Genomic DNA, 22,650 nt, shown 5'->3' with positions numbered 1-22,650 from the left:
CTCGACAGACGCCATCCGGCGTCTGTTTTTTTATCTGACGAGAAAATTGCATGAAACCTGCTTTACGTTTAGCCGGTGCATTGCTGCTGACCTGTTTTGGGCTCTCTGCACCCGCATTTGCCACGGAATACCCGCTGCCACCACCTGACAGTCGCCTGATTGGCGAAAACGTCCTGACCCAGGTTCCTGACGACAAACGCCCACTGGAAGAGATTGCGGCTCGCTATCAGGTTGGCCTGCTTAGCCTGCTGGAAGCCAATCCAGGCACCGATCCCTGGCTGCCGAAAGCCGGAACACAACTCACCGTCCCGCTGCAGATGCTGCTGCCTGATACCCCGCGAGAAGGCATTGTAGTGAATCTGGCCGAGCTGCGGCTCTACTACTATCCCAAAGGCGAAGACAAGGTCATCGTCTATCCGATCGGTATTGGTCAGCTGGGGGCGGCAACCCCGGTGATGGTGACCCAAATCAGCCAGAAAATTCCTAACCCGACCTGGACGCCAACTCAGAATATTCGCAAGCGCTATGCCAAAGAGGGCATCACGCTGCCCGCGGTAGTGCCTGCCGGGCCGGATAACCCGATGGGGCTGTTTGCAATGCGCCTGGCGCGCGGTAGCGGCCAGTATCTGATTCATGGCACCAATGCGAAGTTCGGTATTGGTATGCGCGTCAGCTCAGGCTGTATTCGTCTGCGTTCAGAGGATATCGAAGCGCTGTTCAATTCGGTGCCGAAAGGTACGCGGGTGCAGATCATCAATCAGCCGGTGAAGTATGCGGTGGAACCGGATGGCAAACGCTACGTCGAGGTGCATCAGCCGTTATCGCACAACGATAAGGACGATCCACAAACCATGCCGTTAGCACTGAGTGGCGGGCTGAAGCAATTTATCAAAAGCGAGAAGAGTGATAGCGCATTGATTAAAGCGAGCCTGACGCGCCGCTCAGGCATGCCGGTGCTGGTAAGCAGTGGTGAGCCGGTCCAGAGTGAAACAACGCCGCCTGCGGGGCTGGAGACGCCTTCATCGGCCTCTGCTGCGCCGGTTGATCGGGCTGAAGCCGAAACGGCCACGCCGTAAAGCCAGTTACGCGGGAAACCGCGTAAACGCAAAGCAAAAAAAATGGCGCCTTAAAGGCGCCATTTTTAAACCAGAACTCTTACTTACGGTAAGAGTGAGCCTGGTTGTCCAGACGCTGGTTAGCGCGAGCTGCGTCATCTTTAGCAGCCTGAACGTCTGAACGCACTGCGTTCACGTCGTTGCTCAGTTGGTCAACTTTAGCGTTCAGAGTCTGAACGTCAGAAGACAGCTGGTCGATTTTAGCGTTGCTTGAGCAACCAGCCAGCAGAGTTGAACCCAGGATTACCGCGCCCAGTACCAGTTTAGTACGATTCATTATTTATACCCTCTAGATTGAGTTAATCTCCATGTAGCGTTACAAGTATTACACAAAGCTTTTTAAGTTGAGAATAAATTTTTGATGAGAAGATGCTTAAATTTGATCGTTCGCTCAAAGAAGCAGCGGATCGCAGAAGATGATAAAAAAATTTAGCGAAAACAGAGAGATTTAATCGGATTAACCTTAATATAAAGTGAAATTGAATAGTTATTTTCGATTGGAATTTTCCGACATTTGTATTAAGTACAAATAAAAAAAGCGCCCGTGAAAGGCGCTTCTAAATAAATGGTGAAAATAGTTTTACAGGACGTGTACTGAGGCGGTGTTGGTAGTTCCGCTTGGTACTAATGCACCTGACACCAGCACCACCACGTCACCTTTCTGACCATAGCCACTTTCCAGTGCCGCTTCTTTACCCAGACGATAGAAATCGTCGGTAGAAGCGATCTCGGTTACCAGACGGGTCTCAATCCCTTTACTCAGGATCAGCTGACGCGCGGTAGTGGCATTGGTGGTCAGCGCCAGGATAGTGGCGTTCGGGAAGTACTTACGTACTGCCTTAGCTGACTTACCGCCTTCAGTCGCGACCACAATCAGTGGGGCTTCCAGTTTCTCAGCGGTTTCAACTGCACCACGGCAGACCGCTTCGGTGATACGCAGCTTGCGGGTGTCGTTCTGGCTATCGATGCGGGACTTCATCACGCGGTCGGTACGCTCACAGATAGTGGCCATGATGGTCACTGACTCAAGCGGGTATTTCCCTTTGGCGCTTTCACCTGACAGCATAACCGCATCAGTACCGTCGAGGATGGCGTTTGCCACGTCGCCCGCTTCAGCACGGGTAGGGCGTGGGTTTTTGATCATCGAGTCAAGCATCTGAGTAGCGGTAATCACCACTTTGCGCGCTTTGTTACACTTCTTGATCATCATCTTCTGCGCGAAGATCACTTCTTCAACCGGGATTTCAACGCCCAGGTCGCCACGCGCAACCATGATGCCGTCTGACGCTTCGAGAATTTCGTCGAAGTTATTCAGGCCTTCCTGGTTCTCAATTTTAGAGATGATCTGGATGTGCTCACCGCCGTGCTGCTTCAGGTGCTCACGAATTTCCAGCACGTCTGAACGCTTACGGATGAACGACGCAGCAACGAAATCGACGCCTTGCTCACAACCGAAGATCAGGTCGCGCTTGTCTTTTTCTGCCAGCGCTGGCAACTGGATAGAAACGCCTGGCAGGTTAACGCCTTTGTTTTCACCGAGGTCGCCATTGTTCAGCACTTTACACACCACGGTGTTTTCGGTGACTTCAGTCACTTCCATACCGATCAGGCCATCGTCGACCAGCACGGTGTTACCGATTTTCAGGTCAGCAGTAAAGCCAGGATAGGTCACCGCAACGCGCTCGCTGTTGCCGATCACGCTCTGGTCGGTGGTGAAGGTAAAAGTCTGACCCGCTTTCAGCGGCGCATCATTTCCGCCTTCCAGTTTCATGGTGCGGATTTCAGGGCCTTTGGTGTCCAGCAGGATAGCCGCCTGACGACCGGTTTTTTCCATCACGGCACGCATGTTGGTGATGCGCTGGCCGTGCTCGGCGTAGTCGCCGTGGGAGAAGTTAAGACGCATAACATTCATGCCGGCTTCAAGCAGCTGAGTCAGCATCTCTTCTGATTCGGTTTTCGGGCCGATAGTACAAACGATCTTAGTCTTTTTCATGACGGGTTATCTGTAAGTTGTGATGGATGATAAAGGGCGAAATCCGATGGCAATGCATCGAAGTGAGAATTCTGTTTGAAATCGAAACGGGCTATACAGAGTAAGAATAGGTGACGAAGGCCAGGCGTGCAGGGAAGTTGTGCGGTTACGGTTGGTAACCACCTTCTGAATGTTGCGCAAATTATCTGAGTTATCGCAATAGGCACGTGATCGCTGAAACCTTTCAAGTGGACAACGCGGCACAGTATAGTCGCTAAGTATGCGAAAACCAATCGAAAAGCAGTTCCGGAAAAGATGTAGATCAATAAAAGGGGGATTTGCGCAAGCGGGAGAAATTCTGAAAGTGGTGCGTTCTAATGGACTCGAACCATCGACCCCCACCATGTCAAGGTGGTGCTCTAACCAACTGAGCTAAGAACGCTTACAGGAAATGGTGCGTCCGAGTGGACTCGAACCACCGACCCCCACCATGTCAAGGTGGTGCTCTAACCAACTGAGCTACGGACGCACTTGGTGCGCTCTAATGGACTCGAACCATCGACCCCCACCATGTCAAGGTGGTGCTCTAACCAACTGAGCTAAGAGCGCAACACGCTGTCTGGGCGACAGCGGGGACGAATATTAACGGCAGCCGATGAGGCTGGCAAGGGGAAAAATGGTTTTTTCACCGTGACTGAACAGCAACTGTGCTATACGTCGTTTTTTTAGGCGTCGCGGGCCTTTTACCGCCCGCTCAACCGGTTAGCGCGCAGCGCGCGTCAGGATCACCTCGGCAGGTGACTGTTGCAGGCGCCTGATCCGCCAAATCATCATTACCGCCGCAGACGTCAGGCCGACAATGAAGCCGCACCAGAAGCCTGCCGGCCCCATCCGCGGCACCAGCCAGTCGGTCAGCGCCAGTAAATAACCGGCCGGCAGCCCCAGCAGCCAGTAGGCGATAAAGGTGATAAAGAAGATCGAGCGGGTATCTTTATAGCCGCGCAAAATACCGCTGCCAATCACCTGTATCGAGTCAGAGAACTGATAGATGGCCGCCAGCAACATCAACTGCGCCGCCAGCGTCACCACTTCCGGGTTGTCGTTATACAGCAGGGCGATCTGATGCCGGAAGGTCACGGTAAACAGCGCGGTCAGCGCGGCCATGCTGATGCCGACGCCCTGGGCAGTCCAGGCGGCGACTTTGGCCTGCTCGGTTGACCCCTGACCCAGCCGATAGCCGACCCGGATAGTGGTTGCCACGCCCAGCGACAGCGGCAGAACGAACATCAGTGAACTGAAGTTCAGCGCGATCTGATGGCCGGCTACGTTAACAATACCCAGCGGCGACACCAGCAGTGCAACCACAGCAAACAGCGTGACTTCAAAGAACAGCGCCAGCGCTACCGGTAAGCCCAGCGTCATCAGACGGGTCAGAATCGGACGCGAAGGCGGTGACCAGCTGCTGGTCAGATGGATATCGCGCATGGTTCTCATCCGGCGTACCCAGAAGCGCATACAGATGAACATCACCCAGTAGACCGAGGCCGTTGCCACGCCACAGCCCACGCCGCCCAGCGCCGGCATGCCGAAATGGCCATAAATAAAGATGTAGTTCAGCGGAATATTGACCATCAGGCCGAGAAAGCCCAGCACCATACCCGGCTTGGTTTTCGACAGGCCTTCACACTGATTACGCAGTACCTGGAAAAACAGATAACCCGGTGCGCCAAACAGCAGGGCATGCAGATAGCCTTCTGCTTTCAGCGCCAGCAGCGGATCGATGTCATGCATCGCCCGGATTAAGTAGCCCGCATGCCATAACAGCACCATAATCAGCAGCGAGACGAACAGGGCCAGCCAGTAACCCTGGCGAATTTGCTCGGCGATGCGTTCGCGGCGGCCAGAGCCGTTGAGTTGCGCAACCGTAGGCGTCAATGCAAGCAGAAGACCATGACCAAACAGGATGGCCGGAAGCCAGATAGAGGTGCCGACAGCGACGGCGGCCATATCCGTGGCGCTGACGGCGCCGGCCATAATGGTATCCACAAATCCCATTGCGGTTTGAGCCACCTGAGCAAGGATGACCGGAATCGCAAGGGCAAGCAATTGACGCGCTTCTGTTAAATACTTCTGCACGTTAACACCTGAATAGTTAAATGAAATAATGGCGGGGCAGGGAAGCCCCAGGAATTGCGTCAGCTAGTGTAACTGGCGATACCGGATTCGCCAATCTTTGTCACTGCATGCGTTTTGCTACGCTGTAAGGCTACGCCGCTGGCTGAAAGCTAACAGCGGACGTGAGCTGTGATAAACTAGCGCAAACTTCGCAGAGGCAAAGACTATGTTTACCGGTATTGTGCAGGGCACCGCAGAAATAGTGTCCATTGAAGAGAAAGAGCTGTTCCGTACTCACACCGTCAGGTTGCCGGAAGAATTATTGCCGGGCCTGGCACTGGGCGCATCGGTGGCACACAACGGCTGCTGCTTAACCGTGACGGCTATTGAGGGCGATCGGGTCAGCTTTGATTTAATAAAAGAGACCCTGCGCGTCACCAACCTGGGCGATTTACGCCAGGGGGATGTGGTCAATATTGAACGCGCCGCGAAATTCAGCGATGAAATAGGTGGACACCTGATGTCCGGTCATATTATGACCACCGCTGAAATCTGCAAAATTATCCAGTCGGAAAATAACCGCGAAGTGTGGTTTAAGATCCAGGATCCGACCCAGATGAAATATATCCTGCACAAAGGCTTCGTCGGCATCGATGGGATAAGCCTGACGGTAGGGGATGTAACCCGTACCAAATTCTGCGTCTATCTGATCCCGGAAACGCTGGAGCGCACTACCCTGGGGGCCAAAACCTTTGGCGACCGGGTTAATATCGAGATTGATCCGCATACTCAGGCGATTGTCGACACTGTTGAGCGGGTATTAGCGCAGCGTGATGCGGCAGCGGCGATGAATATGCTGACCGGGCAACCGACGACAGAAAGCTAAAAAAGAAGGCGCATCAGCGCCTTTTTTAATGGTAAATCCGGTCCACGACTGCCTCAACGCGCCACGCGTAATCCGCCTTCCACGCCCCGACTGAAGACCACCTGCCATAACTGAATGTCACGTGCGCGGAATGCGCCAGCACAGGCATTAAGGTAGTAAGAGAACATACGCTTAAAGCGTTCACCGTAGCTATCCGCCAGCTGCGGCCAGGCCTGAATAAAGCGTTCATACCATGCCATCAGGGTCGTGTCGTAATCTGCGCCAAAGTTATGCCAGTCTTCCAGAATGAAATGCGGCTCACTGGCGTCAGCAATATGTCGTACCGAAGGCAGACAGCCATTCGGGAAAATATATTTATCGATCCACGGATCCACATTCATATCGGTTTTAATCGCACCGATTGTGTGCAGCAGGAAAATACCGTCTGGCTTTAAATTACGATCGACGACATCAAAATAGGTGGCGTAATTTTTAGGACCGACATGTTCAAACATTCCGACCGATACAATACGGTCAAACTGTTCATTCAGATCGCGATAGTCCTGTAATAGAATGGTGACGTCTAATCCTTCACAGCGCTGCTGCGCCAGTTTCTGCTGTTCAGCCGAAATGGTGACACCATGCACTTTAACGCCATAATGACGTGCGGCAAATTCTGCCAGTCCGCCCCAGCCGCAACCAATATCCAGCAGCGACATGCCCGGCTCCAGCGCTAATTTGCGGCAAATCATATCCAGCTTTGCTTCCTGCGCGGCGGCGAGCGTGGTGGCTTCCTTCCAGTAGCCACAGGAGTACTGCATATAAGGATCGAGCATCAGAGAAAACAAATCGTTTCCTAAATCATAATGCTCTTTACCGACAATCCAGGCGCGTTTTTTCGACTGGAGGTTGGTTAAGCGCGCCGCGGCAATACGCAGCGTATCTTTAAAATGATGTGGAAGTTGCTGGTCCAGTTTATGTTTGAGCACGTGGTGGAAGAATATATCCAGCCGATCGCATTCCCACCAGCCGTCCATATAACTTTCGCCCAGACCCAGCGATCCCTCCTGCAAAACACGTTTAAAGAAGTCAGGGTTTTTAACCTGAATATCCCAGCTACGTGAGCCATTAATTTCGATATCTGCTTTATCCAGCAGTTCATGAACGATGCGATACCAATGGTTTTCTTCGAGGCTCACTTCTTCTACATACGATGAACTCATAGCTTCTCCACCACCTGTCCAATCTTAACCTGAAAAAGAATAGTCAATTTCTTCAGGAATTGAGAAAAGTCACGGATGACTCCGTAAACCAGATATCTGGCGTGATACAGAGGATTAAAACGGTGCAAAACGATCCGGCGCGATAACCCTAACCTGCGCGCAGACGCCATCCCGGCAACCCGGTTGCCAATCAATGTGTAACGTTATTATGTTGTTGATTTGTTGCAGAATTATTGACCCGAATGAGTATATTCTCACGCGGGTCAATATTCAATGACTTATTGTTAGTTTGCTAACTAAAAAATCATTGCTTCAGTGATTATCCTGGCAGGCGGTAGAGGGGGTGGCAACATCAGATTGTGCGTTTGCAATACGCTGCATCACGAAGCCGAGCAGGGCAAGCAGGATAGTCAGCGCCATCATCAGGGTAGTGGTCAGCAGCGGCTGCGTCAGTCCGGCCGAGACGGCCAGGCTGGCGGCGAAGCATAATCCCAGTTGCAGAGTATTCTGCAATGCTGCCGCTTTACCGGTGGCGTCAGGGAAAGGCATCAGCGCAGCGGAAACCACGATCGGGTAGATGGCACCATTGGCCAGCGCCATGCCGCAGAACGGCAGCAGCAGGCTGACCAGCGTACTGTGGCCGGAAAGCGCAACCGCAAACAGCGCCAGAATGCTCAGGCTGTAGATCGCCAGCAGCCACGGCAGCAACTGTGCACCAGCAAAACGGTTGAGCAGGGCGCGGCAGCCGAAACCGCCAATCAGGAATGCAAAGGTTTGTGGCAGATAGCTCAGACCGATGTCGGCTGGCGTCAGGCCCAGATCGGCCAGAATAAACGGCGAGCCGGTCAGCCAGGCAAAAAAGCTGGCGGAACAGGCGGAGTAGATCAGCACGTTGCCACTGTAGACCCGCGACTTCAGCAGAGTGAAAAAGCCAGGCTGTGCGCCTTGCTCACCTTTGGCTTTACGGCTGGCCGGCAGACGCAGGGTAGTGAGGATCAAGGCCACGGCAATCAGCGTCAGCACCAGAAAAATAGACCGCCAGTGAAAATGGCTGATCAGCCAGGCGCCCAGCAACGGCGCCAGCGCTGGCGAGAGTGCCACCAGTGGCATAATGGTGGCGAACACCTTGTTGGCGCGCGCCGCCGGATAACGATCTACAACCAGCGCCTGCCAGCTAACGGCTGCGGCACAGACGCCGATCGCCTGAATAAAGCGCAGCGCCAGCATCAGATAGATATTATTGACCCACAGCATACCGGCGCAGCCGACGGCAAACAGCGCCAGACCGGCCAGCAATACCGGCTTGCGGCCGATGCGATCTGACAGCGGTCCCCAGAACAGCTGACCGCAGGCAAAGCCCGCCAGGAACAGGCTCATACTGGCGCTGATCAGGCCGGGTGAGGTGTTAAAAGTTTGCTGCATCGCGCCGAAGGCGGGCAGGTACATATCGGTGGCTAAAAAGCCCAGCATGCTCAGCAGAGCGAGATAAGGCATAAATCCTTTTGACGGTGACATCTGATTCTCATTTTGCAGGTTGAACGCGGCAGAGTGTAAAAGGTGCGTTTGCCGCTGTGAAACGCTAATATTTGCCGGTTGCTGTTAAAAAATTTGAAGGCAGATTATGTGGTCAGAATATGCATTAGAGGTGGTGGATGCGGTGGCGCGCGGTGGCAGCTTCAGCGCCGCGGCGCAGGAGCTGCATCGGGTGCCGTCTGCTATCAGCTATACCGTGCGTCAGCTGGAAACGTGGCTGGCGGTACCGCTGTTTGAGCGCCAGCATCGCGAGGTGGTATTAACCCCCGCTGGCGAGCATTTTGTCCGTGAAGGGCGCAGCGTTATCAAAAAAATGCTCGCCACCCGCCGCCAGTGTCAGCAGCTGGCTAACGGCTGGCGTGGACAGCTGAGTATTGCGGTCGACTGCATCGTCAAGCCGCAGCGCACCCGGCAGTTAGTCAAAGATTTTTACCGCCATTTCCCCGACATGGAGTTGCACATCAGTTATGAAGTGTTTAACGGCGTCTGGGATGCGCTGGCGGATGATCGGGTTGAAGTGGCCATCGGCGCCACTCAGGCGATACCGGTCGGCGGACGCTTTGCCTTTCGCGACATGGGGACGCTCAACTGGCGCTGCGTGGTGGCGAACCACCATCCGCTGACTGGCGTGAGTCAGATTGATGACGACACCCTGCGCAGCTGGCCGTCGCTGGTGCTGGAAGATACCTCACGCGCGCTGCCACGCCGGATGACGTGGACGCTCGACAATCAGCGTCGTCTGGTGGTGCCGGAATGGCAGACCGGCCTGGATTGCGTGCTGGCGGGATTGTGTGTGGCGATGGTGCCGGGGCATCTGGCGCGGCCATTACTGGACAGCGGAGCGCTGGTGGAGCTGACGTTGCCGGTTGCATTTCCGGACAGCCCCTGTTGCGTAAGCTGGGCGGAAGATCGCGCATCACCGGCGACGGGCTGGTTACTCAGCTATCTGGGTGATGCGCAAACGCTTAATCAGGAGTGGTTAAGCGAAGATTAACGGCGATAGTCGCGGAACGGACCGTCAGCCACGGAACGACGTTCAATCAGCGTCGGATGCACTTCGATGGTCTGAGAAACCTCTCGTTTACTGGTGATGCGGTCAAGCAGCATCTCCAGCGCTTTCTCACCCAGTTGTGCTTTTGGCTGATGCACGGTAGTCAGCGCAGGCGCGAAGTAGCGCGCGTTGCGCACATTGTCATATCCGATCACCGAAATGTCCTGCGGCACCCGCAAACCCATCTCATCGGCGGCGCAAATCGCGCCCATCGCCATGATATCACCACCACAGAACACCGCGGTCGGGCGCTGTTTCTGCGACAGGATCTGCTGCATCGCCTGATAGCCTGATTCCGGTTCGAAGTCGCCCTGCACGATCCATTCGGCACGCGGCTGAATGCCGGCTTCTTCCAGCGCCTTGAGGAAACCAGCATGACGTCCACCGCCGGTGTTGCGCTCCATCTGACCGGGAATCGCGCCAATCTCACGGTGACCGCGCTCAATCAGATAACGTCCGGCCAGATAGCCGCCCTGAAACGCATTATCCAGCACCGTGTCGGTGAAGTCGGCGCGTGACTCGCCCCAGTCCATCACCACCATCGGGATATTACGATTTTCTTCCAGCATCTTCAGCAGATCGTCCGGATACTCAGAGCACATCACCAGCAAACCATCGACGCGCTTCTGCGCCATCATGCTGAGATAGGCACGCTGCTTTTGCAGGTCGTTATGCGCATTGCCCAGAATCAGGGTGTAACCTTTGTCGAAGCAGTGATTCTCCACCGCCTCAATAATTTCAGCAAAGTAGGGCGCTTCGCTCGAGGTTGCCAGCAGGCCCAGCGTTTTGGTGTGATTCACTTTCAGGCTGCGCGCTACGGCGCTCGGCGAATAGTGCAGTTCCTGAATCGCCTGCCAGACGGCGTTGCGCGTCTCTTCAGCGACAAAACGCGTTTTGTTGATGACGTGCGAAACGGTGGTCGTTGAGACGCCGGCGCGTTTTGCCACATCTTTAATTGTTGCCATTAAAATCGGACTCCAGGGCTTATCTAACGCAATGATAAGCATAATGTTAAACGTTTGCGTCTGCTCAGGGTTTTCTCCGCAATTATGCAGCTTTTCTGGCCGGTAAACAGGCGTCTGGCGGGTAATGAGCGCCTGAAAAGGAGAGCAAACGGAACCGGGGCTGCGCGCGTTGCGCAACAAAGGCAGGATTCTAACAAGGCTGGACGGATAAAACGAGATTTTTACCGGCCCGTATGGGAAAATGGCTTATCCCTACAAAATGTGTGACTAAGGAGCGGTAAATGAGTACAGATTTGAAACTGGCCCTGATGACTACCGTCGGCTGTCTGCTGATGATTGTCGCCTTTAGCTTTACAGCTGTGCTGCACTAATGAAAAAGCCGGGCATCGCCCGGCTTTTCTCTGTCTGGTTATTCGCGTAGCGAATCCGCTTAACGAATGGTTTTCGGCGTCATCACCCGACGCGCGCCGATGTAGTGGCGCTGCCAGTAATCTTCACCCAGCGCACTGATCTGAATATCTTTGCCGGTGCGTGGCGACTGAATAAATTTGCCGTTGCCGAGATAAACCCCAACGTGATCGGCGGTGCCGCGACCATTAATCCGGAAGAAGACTAAATCGCCTTTCTCCAGCGACTCACGTTTTACCGGCGCGGCGTCGCGCAGGTGGTACATCTCATTGGCGGTACGCGGGATCTTAAATTTAACCAGATCTTTATAGGCGTACCACACCAGACCGCTGCAGTCGAAACCGGTGTGCGGTGAGGTGCCGCCCCACTGATAGGGTTTACCCAGCTGGCCCATCAACTTGGTCATCGCCGTCTCGCGCGCCTTCTGGTAGCGCTGGCGATGTGACTTGCTCATTTTAATGGTGCCGGTGTCACCGCTGTCATTGCTGCTGGCGTCAGCCGTTTTAAGCAGACGCTGATGGCCGTAGCGTTTCTTACTGGCGGTTTTGAGCAGGGTTTTGCTTTTCTTTGCGGGAAGATGACTGGCGGTGAGTTCGCTTTTTTTCTGTTTTTTGAGTTTGAGCTTCTGGACCGGGCTGACGCGTGTTTTCTTCGCCGACGTTTTCAACGGGCGACGCTTGCGGCGCTCATCTTCGCGCGCACTCTTTTTCTCTGCTTTATGCGAACTGACATTCACCGGCGCCTGCGGGGAAGCAGAAGCGATGTTGAAGAACAGTTGCGCAAAGGCAAGGATGAAAAGCGTAATGATTAAACGCATAGTCCGGTTTTAGTTAAGTTGTCAGGGCCACTACGCACCGCGACAAAGTTGGGAAAAATCTGATCCAGGATCAGCGCCGAAGCCATTCTAGTCCAGTTCACCTGAAAACCGTAACGCCTTTTTTTATTAATCTTTCGGCCTCGCCCGTTTGCGCTGAAAATGAGCATTTTCAGCGTCTTATATCTACAAAACTATTGCAAATTATTAATATGTTACTTGTAGTTAATAATCGGGAGTTAACAGGGCCGAAAAGAGGACTTAACAAACATGGCGATTTAATCGGGCAACCCCCAAAATCTCATTTTCAGTCCTGGTGCGAAGTCGCTACAATAAACAAACACGAAGTGACGAATTAAGGAAGGCAATTATGAGTACTGTAGAAAAAATTCAGCGCCAGATCGCAGAAAACCCGATCCTGCTGTACATGAAAGGTTCCCCGAAACTGCCAAGCTGCGGTTTCTCTGCGCAGGCGGTACAGGCGCTGTCAGCCTGCGGTGAGCGTTTTGCTTACGTGGATATTCTGCAGAACCCAGACATTCGTGCAGAGCTGCCGAAATATGCCAACTGGCCAACCTTCCCGCAGCTGTGGATTGATGGCGAACTGGTCGGCGGATGTGACATCATCGTCGAGATGTTCCAGCGCGGTGAACTGCAGTCGCTGATTAAAGAGACCGCAGAGAAGTTTAAAGAAGCGGAATAAAACAAAAAGGCCGACATCGCGTCGGCCTTTTTCATTGCAGATTCTTCAGTCAGCGCTCGCGGCTGCTTCGCCTTCGGCGAAGGGCAGGGGCCAGCCACCCAGCCGTTTCCAGCGATTCACCAGTTCACAGAACAAAATAGCGGTCTGCTGAGTATCATACAGCGCCGAGTGTGCCTGGGTGCTGTCAAACGCCATACCCGCGGCTTTACACGCCTTCGCCAGCACGGTCTGTCCGAGCACCAGTCCGCTCAGCGCCGCGGTATCAAAGGTGGCAAACGGGTGGAAAGGATTGCGCTTCAGACTGGCACGCTCGGCGGCCGCGTTCATGAAGTTCAGATCAAACGTCGCATTATGCGCGACCATAATGGCGCGATTGCAGCCGGTATCCTTAATGCCTTTACGCACCATCTTAAAGATGGCGTGCAGCGCCTCATATTCACTCACTGCGCCGCGCAGCGGATTGCTGGGATCGATACCGGTGAACGCCAGCGCTTCAGGATGCAGTAGCGATCCAACAAACGGTTCAACGTGAAAATGCAGCGTCTGGTCGAGATGGATCCAGCCCTCATCATCCATTTTCAGCGTGGTAGCGGCAATCTCCAGCAGCGCGTCAGTCTGCGCGTTGAAGCCGGCGGTTTCGACGTCGATGACCACCGGATAGAAGCCACGGAAACGTTGATTGAGTGCATTGGGGGAATTCGATTCAGACATCAGGATCTCATTGCAGAAAAAGGGCAGCGCGCATTATGGCAAAAATCTGGCCCGGGTGCAGCAGATGAAGAGGAGCAGAAGAGGTCAGCCCACCCGACAGGGCAGGCTGAAGAGCAGGCTTAGTTGCCCAGGCCGTGACCGGCGTGTTTGTTCTCGATCAGTTCGATTTTATAACCATCGGGATCTTCAACAAAGGCGATGATGGTTGAGCCACCTTTCACCGGACCCGCTTCACGAGTGACGTTGCCGCCATCGTTACGGATACGTTCGCAGGCTGCAGCAACGTCGTCGACGCCCAGCGCGATGTGACCGTAAGCGTTACCGAGGTCATACTTATCAACGCCCCAGTTGTAGGTCAGTTCGATCACTGCGCCTTCGCTCTCTTCGGTATAGCCAACAAACGCCAGCGTATACTTATATTCGGTATTTTCACTCTGACGCAGCACGCGCATGCCCAGCACGCGAGTGTAGAAGTCGATTGAGCGTTGCAGATCGCCAACGCGCAGCATGGTATGAAGTAAACGCATAACATCCTCTTTAATAATCAAAACGCCATCGCCGGATGACACAAGCGCTAAGTATAGCGATCAAAATCGCCAATGAATAATGGCTGCCATCATCCCGGATGGCAGCCCGCTCTCTTACAGCGTTGGGTAATCGATATAGCCTTCAGCACCGCCGCCGTAGAAGCTCTCCGGACGCTGCGGGTTGAGTGGCGCATCCTGCTGCAGGCGCTCCACCAGATCCGGGTTGGCGATGTAATCGCGACCAAACGCGACCGCGTCGATCAGACCACGCGCAATCAGGTCGTCCGCTTTCTCAACGGTGTAGGCACCCGCGCCGATGATTGCGCCAGGGAACAGGTTACGAACTTTCTCACGGAACGCGTCGCTGTATGGCTTACCGCCGGCCCAGTCAGGCTCGGAGAGGTGCAGATAGGCGATATTGCGCTTCGCCAGTTCACCGATATACCACAGCGCCGCTTCTTCTTCATCCGGACCGTTATCCAGATTCTGGAAGCTGCCGATCGGCGATACGCGGATACCAATCCGGTCGGCTGACCAGTTAGCGATTACGGCATCAACCACTTCCAACGCGAAACGGCCACGTTTTTCAATGCTGCCGCCATATTCGTCGGTACGCTGGTTAGAGCCCGGTGCGAGGAACTGATGGATCAGATAACCGTGCGCCGAGTGCAGTTCCAGCAGGTCGAAATCAGCTTCACGGGCATTGGCTGCCGCCTGACCGAAATCGGCCACGATCTGCTGAATTTCGGCCACTGTCAGTTCACGTGGCAACGAGGTGTCTTCGCGATAAACGCTGCCGTCAGCGGCACGCAGCGAGGTGCGGGTGCCAGCGGCGATAGCGGAGGGCGCAACCGGTGCTTTACCGTCTGGCTGCACGCTGTTATGTGAGATGCGGCCGGTGTGCCACAGCTGCACGGCAGTGTGTCCGCCAGCCTGATGAACGCCTTCGTTAATCGCTTTCCACGCCGCAATCTGCGGTTGAGTATGCAAGCCTGGTGCACCGGCATAGCCTTTCGCCTGGAAAGAGACCTGGGTGGCTTCGGTAATGATCAAACCGGCACTGGCGCGCTGGCGGTAATATTCGCCCATCATCGGGGTAGGAATATCGCCTGGCTCAATACTGCGCAGACGGGTCAACGGCGCCATAAAAACGCGGTTTGGCACGGTAATCGCGCCGACTTTCAGCGGACGAAACAGCTGGGTACTCGCCATATTAGCTCCTGATTAGTAGACCAGTCGTCTACAAACACTCTTTTTAAAAATCAGTGGATTTTCAACCACTGTTCGATGGTACGTAATGCCAGACGCAGCGGCTGCGGCTCGCGGGAAATCTTGCTCTGTAAACTGGCACCCAGCCACAGCAGTGACAGCAACTCAGCCATCTGTTCCGGAGGGTGCGGTAACGACAGCGACTCCTGCTGCGCAGCGGCGCTCAGCGTGCGCGCATAGAGGGCAGTAATTTTTGCCGCACCCTGTTGCAGCGCATCGCGCATCGGTTCAGAGAGATCGCAGACCTCAGCGGAAACCTTCACGCCGAGACAACCCACGATGTGCCCCTGCTGAGTGAACAGCTGCTCTGCCGCCCGGAAATGGTTAAGCAGACGCTCGCGCGGCGTACCGTCGGGCTGATTCAGCTGTAACTCAACATCCTGCAGGAATCGCGCAAAATAGCGCTCCAGCAACGCCACGCCAAAGGTCTCTTTGGAACGGAAGTAATAGTAGAAAGAGCCTTTCGGCACTTCCGCCTGGGTCAGCAGTTCGCTGAGGCCCATTCCGGTAAAACCGCGTTGCAGACAGATCTGCTCACCGATGCGGAGCAGGTGTTCGCGGGTTTCATTGCGTTGTTGCGTCTTGTTCATGGCCATCAGGTTAGTAGACCAGTCGGTCTAATGCAATGCCAGTCGCTCCCATTTGGCACAGAGTGTTCAGTGTATTGGGGTTATTAAAGAGAAATTGGGTGAGTTTATGCTTATTTGTTGCACAAACCGGCTAAGATCTCTTCAATAGACTGTTTCACTCTCTCAATCCGGAGTCGTGGTGGCCGAGCAGCTTGAATTTTTCCCGGTTCCCAGTCCCTGTCGTGGCATCTGCCAGAGCGATGCCCGCGGCTATTGTCTGGGATGTTTACGCAGCCGTGATGAGCGGTTCAACTGGATGCGCTTTAGCGATTCGCAAAAGCGTGAGGTGTTGCGTCTCTGTTATCAGCGTCGTCTGCGCCTGCAGCGGCAACAGAATAAAGAGGAGCCGCTTGATCCACATCAGCCGAGCTTGTTCTGACGGTCTCTCGCTTTCCGTTATACTCTCTGACACATTTATTGCAGCCATCGTGCCACAGGGAGATCGTTATGTTACAACCGCAAGCCATCGCGTCGCAGGGTCCGGATTTTTCACCGTTGATTATGGGTTACTGGCGGCTGATGGAGTGGGGCATGTCGCCGCAACAGCGGGTGGCGTTTATTGAACACCATCTGAGCCTCGGCATTACCACCGTCGACCACGCGGATATCTACGGCGATTATCAGTGCGAAGCCGCATTTGGCGAGGCGCTGAAGCTGGCACCGGGCCTGCGTGAGCGCCTCCAGATTGTCACCAAATGCGGCATTGCTACCCGCGCCCGCCCTGAGCATCAGATCGGTCATTACAACACCGGTAAAGCCCATATCCTGCAAAGTGCTGAAAATTCACTGCGCCACTTTGGTACCGATCGCCTCGACCTGCTGCTGATCCACCGTCCCGATCCGCTGATGGATGCTGATGAAGTCGCCGAAGCCTTTATGTCTCTGCACCAGAGCGGAAAAGTGCTGCACGTCGGCGTTTCCAACTTCACCCCGGCACAGTTTGCGCTGCTGCAGTCACGTCTGCCGTTTTCGCTGGTCACTAATCAGCTGGAGATCTCGCCGGTACAACAAAATCTGCTGCTGGATGGCACGCTGGATCAGTGCCAGCAGTTACGTTTCCGACCGATGGCCTGGTCCTGTCTTGGCGGTGGCCGGCTGTTTAACGATCCTCATTATCAGCCGCTGCGTGACGAGCTGGAGGTCATTCGTCAGGAAACCGGTGCCAGCAGCCTCGAGCAGGTGGTGTATGCGTGGATAATGATGCTGCCGAGTAAACCGCTGCCGATTATTGGTTCAGGTAAAACGGCGCGCGTCAGCGAAGCGGCGGCGGCGGTAAACTTATCGCTGACGCGTCAGCAATGGTTCCGCATCCGCAAGGCGGCGTTAGGCTTTGATGTGCCCTGAAGCGTAAAACTGCGTCAATCTTCGGCAGAATAGTGCAACCGGTACCAGGCTTATGCCTTACCCTGGTACCTCAAAGGAGTCACAATGAAACTCAAAGCAGTTGCGCTATCAGCCCTTCTTGCCTGCGGTGCGGCCTCGGCGGCCAGCGAGCAGGTTACCCTCCATCAGGTTACGGCGGAGGGGATTGGCAAATCGCTCGGTAGCGTGACGATTGAAGAGACGCAGTATGGCTTACAGTTCACCCCGGACCTGAAAGGGCTGCAGCCGGGCATTCACGGTTTCCATGTGCATGCGAAGGGAAGCTGTGAGCCGGGTGAATCACAGGGGAAAGTGGTGGCGGCCGGTGCGGCAGGAGGACATTTTGATCCGGCCAACAGCGGCAAACATCTCGGTCCCTATGCCGACGGACATGCTGGCGATCTGCCAGCGCTGTATATCGATGACAAAGGCAACGCCAGCTACCCGGTACTGGCACCGCGCCTCAAATCACTGAGCGAGATTAAGGGGAAAGCGCTGATGGTGCATGTCGGCGGCGATAACCATGCCGATCATCCTCAACCGCTGGGCGGCGGCGGCGCGCGCTTTGGCTGCGGTGTTATCTGAGTTTTGGGGCGGTGAAAGCCTGCCGCCCGCTTTTCTTCCCGCCTGTTTATGAATTGTTGTACCATCCCGCAGATTTCCCCCCTATGATATTGATTCAGGTAAGAAAGCGCGAAGGGTCAAGGAGCAGGAGTATGAAATTCAAGGGCGCATTACTGCTGTGCTTACTGCTGGTGGGGTGCGATAAACCCAACGATACACAGTTGGTGACGGAAACCGGGCGTGAGCTACAGCGCACGATTGATACCAGCCCGATGCGCAGCACCTGTGAAAATATCGCTAAAGGGCGTGAATGGCTGAGCCGCAATACGGTGCGTAAGCTGGAAGCGAAGGGCTGTGAGCAGGTGTTCCGCAGCGCCACCGAGACCAATTTCATTGAAACCACCATATCCCGGCGCACCATGACGATGGTCTGTGGCAGCATTCAGGGTAAAAGTTTTACCGGCACTGAACTGACCCGCCGTTTTATCTTCTCGCCGGATGAAAAAGCGCTGGTGATCGAACCGATGACCGAGGTGGATAAAACCCGCTTTGAGGGCCATAAAACGCTGCAACAGTTACAGGATGACTTTAACCGGCAACAGCAGCAATACTGCCAGTAATCAGCCGGGTACCGCCTGTTGCAACTGGGCCAGCGAACAGCGCAGCCGCCAGATAATACCGGCCAGTTCACTGGCCTCATTACTGCCCAGCGCCAGCAATGTGGCGATCATCCTCTCCAGCTCCGTCAGGATCTGGTCCAGCGAACTGTGCTGCACGCCGCGACTGCTGATAATCCGCTGCAAATTCTGCAGACTGCTGTCGCGCACCTCCATCAGCGTGGCGGAGTCCGCCTGCCACTGCCGTAACTGCCAGACGATATGCGAGCAGTTAAGTAACACCACTCCCCAGCGCAATAACCAGACGCGCGCCTGCTCATCCCGGCTGTGACTGAGCTGGCTGATGCGATGATAAATCTGCGATTCAAACCGGCTTTCACTCAGCCGTGGACGCCGTCTGAGCTGGTCGAGAAACGCCAGCCGCAGCGCCCGGATATGACGCCGGCTGCGACGGGCATCTGAACTGGGACGCAGCACCTGAAACGCCAGCCAGGCCAGCAACACCCCGCATACTTTGGCGATATTATCGTTAAAGAAGTCCTGATAATCCCAGGTCGGCGGGTTAGTGACGGCGATGAACGAGCCCATAAACACGATAAATTGCCCCCACATTCCCGCCCGCTGCTTTTGCTGTAGCTTGAACAGCTGTAGCGTCACCAGCAGCGGGAACAGCAGCAGCAAAAACTGCCACAGCTGACTGATCTGCACCATCAGACCGAACTTCATGACAAAGCTGAATGCAAACAGCCAGAGCAGGGTTTTCAGCAGCAGGGTAACGCTGCCGCCCGGTGAAGGCGAAGAGGCATACAGCACGCAGGCGATGGCGGTTAAGGTCAGCGCCGCTGCGCCGGAGGACCATTGGGTATTGATCCAGAACGCGCAGCCGAGCACGATGACGCTAAAGGTGCGCAGCGCGCTCCAGCCCGCTTCGGCGCTGTCGCTATCGCGCGCCAGTGCGGGAACCGGTGGCGGCTGGAAGCGGGTATCGGCGTCGGCCCGATCCAGCAGCCTGATCCAGCGCAGCACGTTGAGATACATCCAGCAGAAGTAGCGCAGCCGCTGACAGAAGGCGCGTTGGCGGTAGTCGCCATCAGCAGCCGGCGTGACGCTACGCAGGATGCGTGCCAGCTGGTATTTATCACATTCCGGTTTACCCAGCTCCGCCAGCAGCTGTTGCAGCGCAGCAAACAGCGCGTCGGGCGCGTCGGGCCAGTTCAGCAACATGCGGCGCAGACTGGAAAGCACGCTGGTAAGCCGCAACTGCTGGTGCAGCACATAGTTGAGCACGTTGTTTTGCCGGCGAAAGCGGTAGTGACTCCAGAACGCCTGAATCCGCAGCAGGTTCATGGTCAGAATCTGGCTGATAACGTTCTCGTGCGCGGTACGAATGTTGTCGCTGACCGACGGCTGCAGCAGCAAAACCGCATGTTCCAGCAGCCGCGCATGCATCTGCTTCAGCGAGGTGATTAAGGTCTCGCCATCCGAGGTGCTCGGCAGCACCATCATCATAAAGCCGGCACATAAAATACCGGATATCACTTCACAAACCCGCGCCTGGGCAATGGTCCACAAATCGGTGATATCGGTAATGTTAACGCTGCTGAAGGCGATAATGGCGGCGGTATAACCGGCGAGCGAAAAGGCGTAGGCGACGTTGTTCTGATAATGATTGGCGACGCCGGTACACAACCCCAGCCAGCCAGCAATCGCAAAGGTAAACAGCCAGGGTTCATTCAGGGTATGCCCGGCGATCAGCAGGGCGGCGCTGGCCCCAAGCAGGCTGCCAGCAATCCGTCCCAGGCTCTTACTGATGGCACCGCCGACGGTAGGAAAGCTGATCACCGCCGCTGAGGTCATCGCCCAGTAAGGCTCATCCAGATCCAGTCCATAGGCGATGCTGAGCGCCAGACACATAGCAATGGCGTTGCGCAATGCATAGCGCCACTGATTAGCGTTAGCCTTAATCCACGGCAACTGATCCCACGCCAGCCACTGAAAATTCATGGCTGAATAGTGATAGTGCAGGTGGTTCCCGCCACTAGTGGCACATCCGCTGGCAGCGGATCGAGATGAATCCGCACCGGCACCCGTTGCGCCAGCCGTACCCAGGGCACGTTGGGTTTGACGTCCGGCACCAGGCCGCTGTCCGTCTCAATACTCTGGTCGTAGATGGCGCGACCAATACTGTCGACCTGACCCTGGAGCCGTGCGCCATTGCTATACAGCACCACCTGGGCCGCCGCACCCGGACGAATGTGGCGCAGTTTGGTTTCTTCGAAATAGCCCACCACGTAATAAGAGTGGCTATCCACCAGCGCAAACAGCGGGCTGCCCGCGGTGGCATAGTTGCCGGGCCGCAGGGTGAGATTGGTGATCCAGCCGTCAGTCGGCGCGGTGATAGTGGTCTGTTGCAGATTCCAGCGCGCCCGATCCAGCTCTGACTGGGCGGCTTTGGCGCTGGCCGCGGCGGCATTGGCTGCCAGCCGTGCGGCATCGAGATCTTCGGCTGAGATCACATTGCGCGGCAGGCGGCTACGCCGGTTAAATTCGTGCTGCGCCCGGGCCAGATCGGCCTGCGCTTTGCTGAGCTGGGCATCGGCGTTGTCGAGCGCAATCTGCCACGGCACCGGATCGAGCGTCAGCAATAGCTGACCGCGGTGAACGAACTGATTGTCTTTCACCTGCAGTTGCGTAATGCGGCCGGAGACCTGAGGCGTAATATCGACCAGTTCGGCGCGCACTTTGCCGTCGCGGGTCCAGGGCGACTGCATATAGTAGTTCCACATCCAGCCGGCGGCCAGCAGCGCCAGCGCAAACACAATCAGGGTTGAAAAGTATTTTACCGCGTTGAATTTCATACGATTATCCGTGACCGATGAGCCAGAGTGCAGCGGTAACGCACAGCACAAACAGGGAGAGATCAAACAAGGTGGGATGCCAGATATCACCAGAATAGATCCAGCCGCGCACCAGCGGGTGAATCAGCAGCCAGACCAGGAAGCCGAGTATCACCGCTTTGAAGATCGGCGGGAAAAACAGCGAGGCGCCTACCACCAGATCAGTCAGCGGTTTGGCACTGGAGAAGACGTTGGTGAGCACGTTTCAATATCCTTAAGTAACCCGAGCGGCAGTCTGAAGGGGATGCCGCGCAACGGCGCGCTGGCCCGGGATTTGTAATTTGTCCTGTAAACTCGCAGAATAGTGTAAAATCTGGCTTGATAGCTAGCAAGCTAATTATAAGGAGATGAAATGGATACGCCCCTCGGAACGGATTTATCTCGACTGGTGCGCATCTGGCGCGCGTTGATTGATCAGCGATTAAAACCGCTTGAGCTGACTCAGACTCACTGGGTAACGCTGCACAATATTCATCAACTGCCGCCAGAGCAGTCACAGATTCAGTTAGCCAAAGCCATCGGTATCGAACAACCTTCACTGGTGCGTACGCTGGACCAGCTGGAGGAGAAGGGACTGATTACCCGTTCGACCTGCGCCAACGATCGTCGCGCCAAGCGCATCAAGCTGACGCAACAGGCGGAGCCGATTATCGCACAGGTTGAGAGCGTGATTGATGCTACGCGGGATGACATCTTATCTGGCATCAGCCGTGAAGAGATCAATCAGATGGTGACGCTGATTGCCCGGCTTGAAAAAAACATTCTCGAATTACAGCATCGCGAGAAATAAAAAAACCGACGCCCAGGCGTCGGTTTTTTCTGCATCATGCAGATTAGCGAGGTGAAACTGTCACCTGGCTGCCATTCGACGCCATCACGACACGCTGACCCACAGAGTAGCGCGTTGCGGCTTGCTTCTGCACTACCATGATAGTGTTGCCATCATCCTTACGGATTTCCAGCTCGACACCATCAGTTTTGTTCACTGCGCCCTGTACGCCCTGACCGGCAACGCCGCCCAGTACTGCACCGCCGGCTGTTGCCAGGCTCCGGCCGCTGCCACCGCCAATGGTATTACCCAGGAAGCCACCGAGCACGGCACCGCCGATAGCGCCAATCACATTACTCTCATCACCGCCCTGAATTTTCACCGGACGAACCGAGACTAGTGTGCCGTAAGAGACGCTCTGCACCTGTTTAGCTTCACTGGCGCTGTAGGTATCACCCGACAGCGTACTCGTGTTGCTACAACCTGCCAGCATCATACCGGTCAAAGCGACCACAACTACACGCTTAATCATTTGAAACTC

General features: G+C 55.2%; 25 protein-coding genes and 3 tRNA genes. 10 read left to right on the top strand and 18 right to left on the bottom strand.

Going from position 1 to position 22,650, the window contains the following annotated elements; translation table 11 throughout:
- Window positions 1–50: 50 nt before the first annotated feature.
- On the top strand, window positions 51–1,076 hold the full coding sequence (locus AABB92_RS06350; protein WP_046288360.1) for a L,D-transpeptidase family protein: 1,026 nt from the start codon (window positions 51–53) through the stop codon (window positions 1,074–1,076).
- A gap of 79 nt (window positions 1,077–1,155) precedes the next feature.
- Here the strand turns inward: AABB92_RS06350 and AABB92_RS06345 are convergent, their stop codons facing one another.
- From AABB92_RS06345 to AABB92_RS06320, 6 genes are all read right to left on the bottom strand, one after another.
- Window positions 1,156–1,392, bottom strand: coding sequence for a major outer membrane lipoprotein (locus AABB92_RS06345; protein ID WP_006118977.1), 237 nt, complete (start codon window positions 1,390–1,392; stop codon window positions 1,156–1,158).
- A gap of 303 nt (window positions 1,393–1,695) precedes the next feature.
- Window positions 1,696–3,108 (bottom strand): pyruvate kinase PykF, encoded by a 1,413-nt coding sequence (pykF, locus tag AABB92_RS06340; protein ID WP_031375710.1) that lies wholly within the window; start codon window positions 3,106–3,108, stop codon window positions 1,696–1,698.
- A 344-nt stretch (window positions 3,109–3,452) separates the two neighbouring features.
- Window positions 3,453–3,529, bottom strand: a tRNA-Val gene (locus AABB92_RS06335).
- Window positions 3,530–3,539: 10 nt separating this feature from the next.
- A tRNA-Val gene (locus tag AABB92_RS06330) sits at window positions 3,540–3,616 on the bottom strand.
- A gap of 3 nt (window positions 3,617–3,619) precedes the next feature.
- Window positions 3,620–3,696, bottom strand: a tRNA-Val gene (locus AABB92_RS06325).
- A 153-nt stretch (window positions 3,697–3,849) separates the two neighbouring features.
- Window positions 3,850–5,223: an MATE family efflux transporter gene (locus tag AABB92_RS06320; RefSeq protein WP_031375711.1), complete on the bottom strand. Its 1,374-nt coding sequence runs from the start codon at window positions 5,221–5,223 to the stop codon at window positions 3,850–3,852.
- Between the two features lie 205 nt (window positions 5,224–5,428).
- Between AABB92_RS06320 and AABB92_RS06315 the strand changes: the two genes are divergently transcribed.
- Window positions 5,429–6,088, top strand: a complete 660-nt coding sequence (locus tag AABB92_RS06315) for a riboflavin synthase (RefSeq protein WP_046288359.1) — start codon at window positions 5,429–5,431, stop codon at window positions 6,086–6,088.
- 53 nt (window positions 6,089–6,141) lie between these two features.
- On the opposite strand, the gene cfa is transcribed toward AABB92_RS06315, so the two are convergent.
- Both cfa and punC read right to left on the bottom strand, forming a co-directional pair.
- The gene (gene cfa / locus AABB92_RS06310) at window positions 6,142–7,290 is read right to left on the bottom strand and encodes a cyclopropane fatty acyl phospholipid synthase (protein ID WP_031375712.1); all 1,149 of its coding nucleotides are present in this window, start codon (window positions 7,288–7,290) and stop codon (window positions 6,142–6,144) included.
- A gap of 312 nt (window positions 7,291–7,602) precedes the next feature.
- Window positions 7,603–8,805 carry a purine nucleoside transporter PunC gene (gene punC / locus AABB92_RS06305; protein ID WP_046288358.1) on the bottom strand — a complete coding sequence of 401 codons (1,203 nt, stop codon included), beginning with the start codon at window positions 8,803–8,805 and terminating at the stop codon, window positions 7,603–7,605.
- A 106-nt stretch (window positions 8,806–8,911) separates the two neighbouring features.
- Here punC and punR point away from each other — a divergent pair, with 106 nt between their 5' ends.
- Window positions 8,912–9,817 carry a DNA-binding transcriptional activator PunR gene (gene punR / locus AABB92_RS06300; protein ID WP_031375713.1) on the top strand — a complete coding sequence of 302 codons (906 nt, stop codon included), beginning with the start codon at window positions 8,912–8,914 and terminating at the stop codon, window positions 9,815–9,817.
- Here punR and purR read toward each other — a convergent pair.
- Window positions 9,814–10,839, bottom strand: a complete 1,026-nt coding sequence (purR, locus tag AABB92_RS06295; protein ID WP_031375714.1) for an HTH-type transcriptional repressor PurR — start codon at window positions 10,837–10,839, stop codon at window positions 9,814–9,816. The two genes, punR and purR, sit on opposite strands and share 4 nt — an antisense overlap.
- Window positions 10,840–11,120: 281 nt before the next feature.
- Here purR and cydH point away from each other — a divergent pair, with 281 nt between their 5' ends.
- On the top strand, window positions 11,121–11,210 hold the full coding sequence (cydH, locus tag AABB92_RS06290) for a cytochrome bd-I oxidase subunit CydH (RefSeq protein ID WP_122983609.1): 90 nt from the start codon (window positions 11,121–11,123) through the stop codon (window positions 11,208–11,210).
- A gap of 59 nt (window positions 11,211–11,269) precedes the next feature.
- On the opposite strand, the gene AABB92_RS06285 is transcribed toward cydH, so the two are convergent.
- Window positions 11,270–12,064 (bottom strand): C40 family peptidase, encoded by a 795-nt coding sequence (locus tag AABB92_RS06285; protein WP_031375715.1) that lies wholly within the window; start codon window positions 12,062–12,064, stop codon window positions 11,270–11,272.
- Between the two features lie 364 nt (window positions 12,065–12,428).
- Here AABB92_RS06285 and AABB92_RS06280 point away from each other — a divergent pair, with 364 nt between their 5' ends.
- A complete protein-coding gene (locus tag AABB92_RS06280; RefSeq protein WP_176035873.1) occupies window positions 12,429–12,764 on the top strand; it encodes a Grx4 family monothiol glutaredoxin in 336 nt (111 codons plus the stop codon).
- A gap of 45 nt (window positions 12,765–12,809) precedes the next feature.
- Here AABB92_RS06280 and rnt read toward each other — a convergent pair whose 3' ends face one another.
- The 4 genes from rnt to AABB92_RS06260 all read right to left on the bottom strand — a co-directional run bounded on the left by rnt (window position 12,810) and on the right by AABB92_RS06260 (window position 15,861).
- On the bottom strand, window positions 12,810–13,475 hold the full coding sequence (rnt, locus tag AABB92_RS06275) for a ribonuclease T (protein WP_031375717.1): 666 nt from the start codon (window positions 13,473–13,475) through the stop codon (window positions 12,810–12,812).
- A 119-nt stretch (window positions 13,476–13,594) separates the two neighbouring features.
- A complete protein-coding gene (gene gloA / locus AABB92_RS06270) occupies window positions 13,595–14,002 on the bottom strand; it encodes a lactoylglutathione lyase (RefSeq protein ID WP_031375718.1) in 408 nt (135 codons plus the stop codon).
- Window positions 14,003–14,116: 114 nt separating this feature from the next.
- Entirely contained in the window at window positions 14,117–15,214 is a 1,098-nt protein-coding gene (gene nemA, locus AABB92_RS06265) for an alkene reductase (protein WP_046288357.1), read from the bottom strand.
- 50 nt (window positions 15,215–15,264) lie between these two features.
- Complete coding sequence (locus tag AABB92_RS06260) at window positions 15,265–15,861, bottom strand: TetR/AcrR family transcriptional regulator (protein WP_031375719.1); 597 nt, start codon at window positions 15,859–15,861, stop codon at window positions 15,265–15,267.
- 178 nt (window positions 15,862–16,039) lie between these two features.
- Here AABB92_RS06260 and AABB92_RS06255 point away from each other — a divergent pair, with 178 nt between their 5' ends.
- From AABB92_RS06255 to AABB92_RS06240, 4 genes are all read left to right on the top strand, one after another.
- Window positions 16,040–16,279, top strand: a complete 240-nt coding sequence (locus tag AABB92_RS06255; protein ID WP_031375720.1) for a DUF1289 domain-containing protein — start codon at window positions 16,040–16,042, stop codon at window positions 16,277–16,279.
- A 68-nt stretch (window positions 16,280–16,347) separates the two neighbouring features.
- Window positions 16,348–17,244, top strand: a complete 897-nt coding sequence (locus AABB92_RS06250) for an aldo/keto reductase (RefSeq protein WP_031375721.1) — start codon at window positions 16,348–16,350, stop codon at window positions 17,242–17,244.
- An 84-nt stretch (window positions 17,245–17,328) separates the two neighbouring features.
- Window positions 17,329–17,847 (top strand): superoxide dismutase family protein, encoded by a 519-nt coding sequence (gene sodC / locus AABB92_RS06245; protein WP_031375722.1) that lies wholly within the window; start codon window positions 17,329–17,331, stop codon window positions 17,845–17,847.
- 131 nt (window positions 17,848–17,978) lie between these two features.
- Window positions 17,979–18,446 carry a hypothetical protein gene (locus tag AABB92_RS06240; protein WP_031375723.1) on the top strand — a complete coding sequence of 156 codons (468 nt, stop codon included), beginning with the start codon at window positions 17,979–17,981 and terminating at the stop codon, window positions 18,444–18,446.
- Here the strand turns inward: AABB92_RS06240 and AABB92_RS06235 are convergent, their stop codons facing one another.
- From AABB92_RS06235 to AABB92_RS06225, 3 genes are read right to left on the bottom strand one after another with little or no spacing between them, the layout of a single operon-like run.
- The gene (locus AABB92_RS06235) at window positions 18,447–20,447 is read right to left on the bottom strand and encodes an FUSC family protein (RefSeq protein WP_046288356.1); all 2,001 of its coding nucleotides are present in this window, start codon (window positions 20,445–20,447) and stop codon (window positions 18,447–18,449) included.
- Entirely contained in the window at window positions 20,444–21,301 is an 858-nt protein-coding gene (locus AABB92_RS06230; RefSeq protein ID WP_046288355.1) for an efflux RND transporter periplasmic adaptor subunit, read from the bottom strand. The genes AABB92_RS06235 and AABB92_RS06230 overlap by 4 nt, the downstream gene beginning before the upstream one ends.
- A gap of 4 nt (window positions 21,302–21,305) precedes the next feature.
- A complete protein-coding gene (locus AABB92_RS06225; RefSeq protein ID WP_031375724.1) occupies window positions 21,306–21,542 on the bottom strand; it encodes a DUF1656 domain-containing protein in 237 nt (78 codons plus the stop codon).
- Window positions 21,543–21,692: 150 nt separating this feature from the next.
- Between AABB92_RS06225 and slyA the strand changes: the two genes are divergently transcribed.
- Window positions 21,693–22,130: a transcriptional regulator SlyA gene (gene slyA, locus AABB92_RS06220; protein ID WP_031375725.1), complete on the top strand. Its 438-nt coding sequence runs from the start codon at window positions 21,693–21,695 to the stop codon at window positions 22,128–22,130.
- A 43-nt stretch (window positions 22,131–22,173) separates the two neighbouring features.
- Here slyA and slyB read toward each other — a convergent pair whose 3' ends face one another.
- Window positions 22,174–22,641, bottom strand: coding sequence for an outer membrane lipoprotein SlyB (gene slyB, locus AABB92_RS06215; protein WP_031375726.1), 468 nt, complete (start codon window positions 22,639–22,641; stop codon window positions 22,174–22,176).
- Window positions 22,642–22,650: the final 9 nt, after the last annotated feature.

Source organism: Pantoea brenneri, from assembly GCF_038594305.1.
Lineage (GTDB): Bacteria > Pseudomonadota > Gammaproteobacteria > Enterobacterales > Enterobacteriaceae > Pantoea > Pantoea brenneri.
This window is presented reverse-complemented; position numbering and strand designations above follow the sequence as displayed.